The organism is Pseudomonadota bacterium (assembly GCA_010028905.1).
Taxonomy (GTDB): Bacteria; Vulcanimicrobiota; Xenobia; order RGZZ01; family RGZZ01; genus RGZZ01.
The window spans coordinates 1-7,381 of record RGZZ01000252.1 but is presented as its reverse complement, the minus strand read 5'-3'; the positions used below and the strand labels follow the sequence as shown (position 1 = coordinate 7,381).

8 protein-coding genes are annotated in these 7,381 nt (G+C 64.1%); 1 reads left to right on the top strand and 7 read right to left on the bottom strand.

The genetic code is table 11. The annotated features are described in order from the left end of the window. Window positions 1–463 precede the first annotated feature (463 nt). From EB084_15875 to EB084_15845, 7 genes are all read right to left on the bottom strand, one after another. Window positions 464–739, bottom strand: coding sequence for a type II toxin-antitoxin system HigB family toxin (locus EB084_15875; GenBank protein NDD29737.1), 276 nt, complete (start codon window positions 737–739; stop codon window positions 464–466). Between the two features lie 470 nt (window positions 740–1,209). Then, window positions 1,210–1,413: a hypothetical protein gene (locus EB084_15870; GenBank protein ID NDD29736.1), complete on the bottom strand. Its 204-nt coding sequence runs from the start codon at window positions 1,411–1,413 to the stop codon at window positions 1,210–1,212. A 3-nt stretch (window positions 1,414–1,416) separates the two neighbouring features. After that, window positions 1,417–1,731 (bottom strand): hypothetical protein, encoded by a 315-nt coding sequence (locus tag EB084_15865; protein ID NDD29735.1) that lies wholly within the window; start codon window positions 1,729–1,731, stop codon window positions 1,417–1,419. Between the two features lie 347 nt (window positions 1,732–2,078). After that, window positions 2,079–2,843, bottom strand: coding sequence for an HAD family hydrolase (locus tag EB084_15860; protein ID NDD29734.1), 765 nt, complete (start codon window positions 2,841–2,843; stop codon window positions 2,079–2,081). A gap of 28 nt (window positions 2,844–2,871) precedes the next feature. Beyond that, window positions 2,872–4,695, bottom strand: coding sequence for a HAMP domain-containing protein (locus EB084_15855; protein ID NDD29733.1), 1,824 nt, complete (start codon window positions 4,693–4,695; stop codon window positions 2,872–2,874). 59 nt (window positions 4,696–4,754) lie between these two features. Further along, window positions 4,755–5,462, bottom strand: a complete 708-nt coding sequence (locus EB084_15850; GenBank protein NDD29732.1) for a DNA-binding response regulator — start codon at window positions 5,460–5,462, stop codon at window positions 4,755–4,757. Window positions 5,463–5,488: 26 nt separating this feature from the next. After that, a complete protein-coding gene (locus EB084_15845) occupies window positions 5,489–6,835 on the bottom strand; it encodes a hypothetical protein (protein ID NDD29731.1) in 1,347 nt (448 codons plus the stop codon). Between the two features lie 136 nt (window positions 6,836–6,971). On the opposite strand from EB084_15845, the gene EB084_15840 reads away from it, so the two are divergent. Continuing rightward, a partial coding sequence (locus EB084_15840; GenBank protein ID NDD29730.1) for a hypothetical protein occupies window positions 6,972–7,381 on the top strand: 410 nt, incomplete at its 3' end.

The following is a 7,381-nucleotide window of genomic DNA, read 5'->3' as shown; positions in this document are numbered from 1 at the left end:
GCTGTCTGGGGGTCAGCCCTGGAAACCCCACGCGGTCTGGGGGTTGGCTGGGGAAACCCCCACTGGTGTTGGGGGTCAGCTCTGGTAATTCCCACGGGGTCTGGCGCGTTGATGGGGAAGTTCTCGCGCTCGAAGGCATCCACCAGAATCGCGAGAACCTCGAGACGATCATGGGCAGGAGTTCCCGGCTCACACGCCCATAGGTTCTCGATCTCGAGAAGGGCCTGCTGATACTATTCCTCATTTCGAACAGGTTTAATCTCACCCACGCTCATGTCTCCTCTGCATACTAACCGTCCAGTAGTAGAAACGATACGAGGTGAGCAAACAGGAGACGAGATCGGTAGCCCGCACAAGCGAGCACCGCAGGCGTACTCTCGGTAGTACGCCGAGGAGCGCAGACGCGGAGGGCACCGAGGTCGGCGACGACTTGCGAGCCGCAGTCGAGACTACTACTGGACGGTTAGTAAACCACGTGCGTGCCGGTGAATCGTACGAACACGATGGACGCACTGTACTTGATCGCGACAACGAGGCAATACTTGTTGCCGCCGAAATTGAACACCACGCGCCCGTTCTTCAAGATGCTCGCGTTGCCGTAGTGAGTCTTGACGTCGGCCGGGGTCTTACGGTTGGCGCGAGAAACCTCTTCAAGCCACGCCTTCAGGCCTTGCTCGGCATCTCCGTGTCTGGGCTCTGCCCAGAACTCTCGCAACACTCGCCTTGCAATGACCCTCACTGTCGTAGCACAGCATGCTCCCAGGGAGGGAGTAAGTCTGGGCAGGGCCCGTGCCGCCGGTAGCCTCCCGCACCCTGAGCTGTTGGGACCGGTTGCGTAGGAACGTAATCGGTGCACTTACACCGTTCGCGAGTCAGACCGTCGGGGACCAGGCGTAGATCAGCGAGGCTTCGAGCCTGCTCGCGAGAAGGCGGAAGAGGGCGTCTGTTGACTGCGGGAAATCTCGCGTCTCTTGACAGTGTGGGTGGCCATCGTTCCATGCATCGAATGCGGTGATCGCGTTGTGCTCGACATCGAAGTGACTCGGTCACAAGACAGACCGGCAACGCCGTGGTGGAGCACTTCGTCCTGGAGAAGGATGGGGCCGTTCGGCGTTGCCGCCACGGAAAGACCTATGGGCGTGAAGAAGCAGGTCTGGAGGAAGCAGTCAGGTGTTGCGGAATCTCATTTCTGGTGACGTCACGATGAAATCAACGCCAGTAGAAGCTCCCCCTCCCGGATAGGAAGAGGCCATTCAAGCAATCAAGACGATGCTGCAGCAGCGCGTCAAGCGAGTTTGCGATGCGGGAGACCGCCCCGCGCGCCGAGACGCCCATCCCAAGTCTCACGGCTGCGTGCATGCCGAGTTTACCGTCCACGCGGACCTCCCAACGGCACTTAGAAGCAATGCCCATGAATTAGCGACCTCCCCCCATCCTGAGCGCTTGGTCGACGTGTAGTTGTCGTTCGCAGTGGTGGCTTCGTTTGAGCGGGAACTTGGTCATCTTGATCCTGACGGCCCGCGGACACTGTCGTCGTCGGCGTGGCCTGTGATTGCGGAGGTCGGCGATGTCCTTGTAGAGCTGGACAAGGATTTGTGGACGCAACTCCTCGTCTGCCGCCTGGTATCGGGGTGTGGTTTCCTGGATGATGCGAAGGGTGGAGATGAAGCTGATATCCAGCGGATTGACTGCGTGACGACGGCCCGCTTCGGCCATCAGGCCACGGACCATGTTGTAGAGAGCCAGCAGGGCGTACAGCTGCTGAATTGCTGCGCTCCCGCAGAAGAGGTTGACACGTCGACCCCTCGCAAATGCTCTCCATTCACAGTGAGGAGACAAGAGGCGAGATAGACAAGAAAGACAGCGTGCGACCGCAGGACGAGCCGGTTGCTGACAAGACCCGCGCGCGGCCGGGGCGCCGTAGGGTACCCCACGCGGTCTGGGTGTCAGCCCGGGAAACCCCCACGCGGTCTGGGTGTCAGCCCGAGAAACCCCCACACGGTCTGGGTGTCAGCCCGAGAAACCCCCACGCGGTCTGGGGGTCAGCTCGCTACCCGCGTGATTGAGGGTTCGGCGCTTCAGTCGCTCCAGAGCGTGCGCATGCGCGCGGCGAAGTCGTTCAGCGAGACCACCGTGACCCCTTCGGCACGGGCCTGGTCGCGCTCTGCCGCGGTGTTGTAGCCCCAGTCGGCCAGCACCAGCCGCAGGCCCTGTGCCGCTACGTTGCGCAGGTTTTCGAGAAGGTCTTCGACGAAGGCCATGTCGTGGCCCGTCACGCCGAACTCGGCCTGGATGGCGCGCATGTGGTCGTTCTTGTCGAGGCTCACCTCACGGCCGTACACGGGCAGGCCTTCGATGCCTGCGTGGGCGAGCAGGGCAAGGGCCGAAGGGGCGTCCTTGGTGGTGGCCACGGCCACGCCCTTCGATTCTGCCCGAAGCGCGTTGATCTGGTCGACCACGCCGGGGAAGGGGCGCTGCAAGGCGCACCAGCGCTCGAACGCATGGGTGCGCATGTGCTCTCGGCTGGCGTAGAACGCGTGCACGAAGCGCTCGGCCTCGTCTTCGCGCGCCAGGGTCTCGCGCTGGCGACGAAAGTCGTCTGCCGAGAGGCCGCCGATGTCGGTGACGCCATCGCGCATGAGCGACATCACGATGTAGAAGTCGTGGCCGTCCTTGCACTGCCAGCGCGCGTCGCGAAAGATGCGCTCGGCCTCGTCGTGAGCAAATCCGACACCACCATGCAGCTGGTTCCAGGCCAGCCAGGCCTGTTCGAACGACTCTCCGACGCTGTCCCACACGACTCCGTCGAAGTCGAGCACGATCACCCGATTGCGCAGGCTCATCTCTTCATCTCTCCATTCCTCTCATCACTCATGGGGTGGAGCCCGGCTCTCTTGCCTCTGTGATCGCTTCACGCGAGGCCGCGGGTAGCGTGAAAGTGAAGCGACTGCCTCGCCCCTCTCCCTCGCTCGACGCCCAGATGCGCCCGCCCAGGCGCTCGACGATCTGGCGGGCGATGGAGAGCCCCAAGCCGGTGCCGCCCTTCTCTCGCGAGCGCGCCTTGTCGACGCGGTAGAACCGCTGGAAGATGCGCTCGAGATCGCGGGTGGGAATGCCGATGCCGGCATCGGCCACCTCGACCCGGCAGGTCTCATCGTCGTGGCCTACCACGACCTCGATCCGGGAATCGGTGGGAGAGTAGCGAAGGGCGTTGTCGAGCAGGTTGACCACCACCTGTTCGACCCGATCCCGGTCGCCGTTGGCCCATACCAGGCCCTCGACCGTGAGGTCGATGGTCACGCGGTGGCTCTTCGCGCGGCCCCTGAGACCGTCGATGACCTCCTCGACCAGTGCGCGCAGGTCGAACGGGCGCGCTTCCATCTTCACGACGCCCGATTCGATCTTCGAGAGGTTCAAGAGGTCTTTCACCAGCCTGGCCATGCGATCGACCTCGCGCCCGATAGACACCAGGAAGCGCGGCGCGTCTTTCTCTTGCAGCGCGCCGTCGAGCAGCACCTCGGCCAGCCCCTTGATCGAGGCCAGGGGCGTCTTGAGCTCGTGCGACACGTCGGAGACGAACTCCGACTTCAGCTCGGCGAGTCGCCGAAGCTCGGTGATGTCGTGCATGATCACCACGTAGCCCACCACCGCGCCGCTCTCCGAGCCCACGGGGGAGTAGACCGCACGGGCTACGCGCCCGCCGTCGAGCGCGATGTCCTCGCTGATCTCCTCATTCGTCTGCAAGGCCTTGTCGAGCCCCCCGCGCAGCGGATGGTCGGAGGCATCGATGCGCCCTCCCGCGCTGCCGAGCATGTCGACGGCGGATGGGTTCATGACGAGCACCTGGCCCCGGGTGTCGAGCATCAGCACCCCATCGGCCATGTGGGCCAGAACCGCCGCCAGCTTGTTCTTCTCTTCGAGCAGCAGCCCGGTCGAGCGGCTGAGCTGGCGCGCCATGAAGTTGAAGCGCTCGGCCAGCTCTCCCACCTCGTTGGCGCGCGAGGCCGGCACCTGGATGTCGAGATCGCCCTGGGCCAGACGGTCAGCCGCGCGCGAGAGCAATCGTAGCGGACGGGTGATGTACGAAGACATGAAGAGCGAGAGCAGCCCGCTGATGACCAGCGAGATCACGGTTCCGAACAAGAACAGCTTCTGCAGGTTGCGCAGGGTCGAGCGAATGAACGTGGTGGGGCGGCTGGCGTACACCACGCCCTGTACCGACTCGCGGGCGGGCTGGTTTGTGGTGGCGGGGGTGCGCACGAGAATGGGATAGGCCAGCGACACGAGGTTCACGCCCGGGTCGCTGGTGTCGACCTCGACCACGGTCTGTTCCTGACCTGCAAAGGCGAGCTGCACGGTCTCTCGCGTCCCCAGCTCGGCGGGGGCGCTGCCTCCCGCCTCGACGATGAGCTTTCCCACATGGTTGAGCACGTAGATGCGACTGCCGTTCTGCCACGACAGACGCTGCGACAGCTGCCACAGACGACGCTTCTCGCGTTCGCTCACCGGGCCTTCCTCGAGATAGCTCGACCACGTTCCGGCGACGAGCATGGCCTGCTGGCGCACGCTCGTCGAGAGCTCGTGGGTGAAGCCGTCTTCGAGCTCGCTGAGCATGTAGAAGCCGAGAATGCCGAGCGAGCAGAGAATGACGAGGATGTACGAGGTGGTGAGCTGCCAGGCGAGCTTGCGGAACACGGCGGTTCAGGCCCACGCCCGCGTGCGACCGCTCAGACGATGCGGACGGGGAATCGCCGTCACGATCTCGGCGTGTCGTCCGGTTTCTGGAACAGGTAACCGGCGCCGCGCACGGTCGTGACGTAGCGAGGATGGGCGGCATCGGTCTCGATCTTCTCTCGCAGCCGCGCGATGGTCACGTTGACGATGCGGTCCTCGCCGTAGTAGTCGTATCCCCACACCTTGTCGAGCAGGCTCTCGCGGGTGACCACCTTGTTGGCATTCTGCGAGAGGTGGCTGAGAACGTCGAACTCTCGCGGCGTCAGGTCGATGCGGCGCGGGCCGAGGTGCACCTCGCGACGGTCGAAGTTGATGGAGAGCTCTCCGAAGCGCATCTCGTTGGGTGCTTCTTGCGGCGCTCTGCGCTTGTCGCGACGAAGGTGCGCCCGCACCCTCGCCACAAGCTCGCGGGGGCTGAAGGGCTTGGTGAGGTAGTCGTCGGCCCCCACTTCGAGCCCCACCACCTTGTCGACCTCGTCGTCCTTGGCGGTGAGCATGATGATGGGCATGCCGAACTCGACGCACATGATCTTGCAGACCTCGTACCCGTCGAGACGCGGGAGCATGAGGTCGAGCACGACGAGGTTGGGCTTCTCCTCGCGGGCGACCCGCAGCGCTTCTTCGCCGTCACTGGCCGAGCACACGAGATAGCCCGCCTTCTCGAGGCTGTAGCGGATCACGTCGACCATGCTCTCCTCGTCGTCGACGACCAGGATCTTCTCTTTCATGTCGGTGTCAGCCTCGTCTGCCTGGCCTACGAGCCCGGCGTCGCGTGGGCGGTGTAGATGAGCAGGGTCTTGAACTTGGGCACCCACTTGAAGGTCAGTCCGAACGACTGCAAGACGGGCTTCACGGGCACGAGCGATTTCCCGTTGAAGCGTCGCGGGGTGTAGGCCAGTGATTCAACCTTCGGGTCAACCGCGTGTGCCTCCGCAGAGGCGGAGGTCGAGGGGAAGGGCAAGGGCGTCGACGTGGTCTCGGGCGCCGCGGGAGATGCGGGCGCTACGGGAGGTGCGGGAGCCTTCTCCTTTGGCTCTCCATCGAATCGAACCGTCTTGCCGTTGAGGCTCACGGTGAGCACCTTGTCTTCCAGGCGCACCTGTGCGCCGAGCGCCCGCAGCACCTCGGCCGAGGTCCAGATCTGACCGTCGCGCATGAACGGGGCGACGGTGGTGGTCACCCGCTGGTTGTTCACCTTGACGACGATGTCGTCGCCCAGCACATGCTGGGGGAGCCCGCTCTTGTCGGCCACCAGCCGCTTGAGCTGCTCGTCATCGACGAATTCGGAGAGCCCGGCATGCTCGAGCTTCTCACGGATGAGGGTCGCTCTGTCGCCCGCCTGCGCGTAAACGTCTGGATAGGTCTGCAGGTAGACCTGGCCGTCTTCCGAGCTGACGCCCACCTTCACCGTCTCGTACATGATGCGCACCGGCATGCCCACCTTGACCTCTTCGAAGAGCTCGCGGATCACGGCGGGGTACATGCGCATGCAGCCGTGGGAGGCGTTCTGTCCGATGGACATGGGCTGGGTGGTGCCGTGGAGGCCGACGCCGGGGATTCCCAGACCGATCCAGCGATCGCCCAGCGGATTGTTGGGACCCGGTCCCACGGGCTCCTTCTGGTTGGCCCACTCGGGCGGGTCCCAGGTGGGATTCATCTGTTTGTTGACGATGCGGGTGTCGCCGGTCGGCGTTGCGAAGCGGCCGCCCATGCCGATGGCGCAGGGGTAGAACGCCACGCACTCGTGATTCTTGAAGAGATACACGCCTCGTTCTGGCAGGTTGATGATCAGGCCGTTGTCGAGCGTTGCGGGGAGCACGTGCTGGAGGGGGATGACGATGCGCGTTCCCGATTTCACCTGCTCGCTCGTCAGGCCGTTGGCCCACATGAGATGCTCGATGGCCAGCTTGTGACGCAGGCCGAGCACGTACAGATCTTCGCCGGGCTTGACCACGTACGAGAGGTTGCGGCCCACGACCGGGGTGATCACATGGCGCTTCGGGTCGGCTGTGGGAGCGTCTTCAGAGGGCTTCGCGAAGGCGGTCGCGGTAGCGAAGATCATGAGCATGAGAGCCAAAGAGAGGCGGAAAGGCTTGTTCACGTGGTCAGCTGACCTCCGCACGATGCGTGCTGAAAATTATTCTGGTACGGCTTGCAGCAGTCCATTACGTCACCGGACCAAGGGTTCTCCTTCATCGAGGAGGACCTGCGTCGGCCCGACGCCAACTGCTCGCCCCATGCGTTCCCCAACTCTTCGTGCCGTTCTACTCGCCGCAGTCGTGCTGCTCCTCATGGGCATCGCGCGCGCCCAGGCGCCGTCGGTCTCCTTTCCTGGACCGATTCCCACCCCGGCGCAGGGGGGATCGATGGAGAACCAGTCGCCGCCCGCCGCCCCGGCGGTCGAGGGGCGAGGCATCTGGATCGAGATGAAGACACTGCCCGCGAGCGCAGAGGGCATTCGCAAGGTCGTTCGCAGGCTGGCCCGGTGCAACCTCAACTTTCTGCTTCTCGAGGTGACCTACGAGGGGAGCACGCTGTATCCCGGGCCGTTCCAGGAGCCGCGTTTCAGGGGCATTGATCCGCTCGCCATCGCCATCGACGAGGCGCATCGCGACAACATCGAGCTGCACGCCTGGTTCTGGGCGCT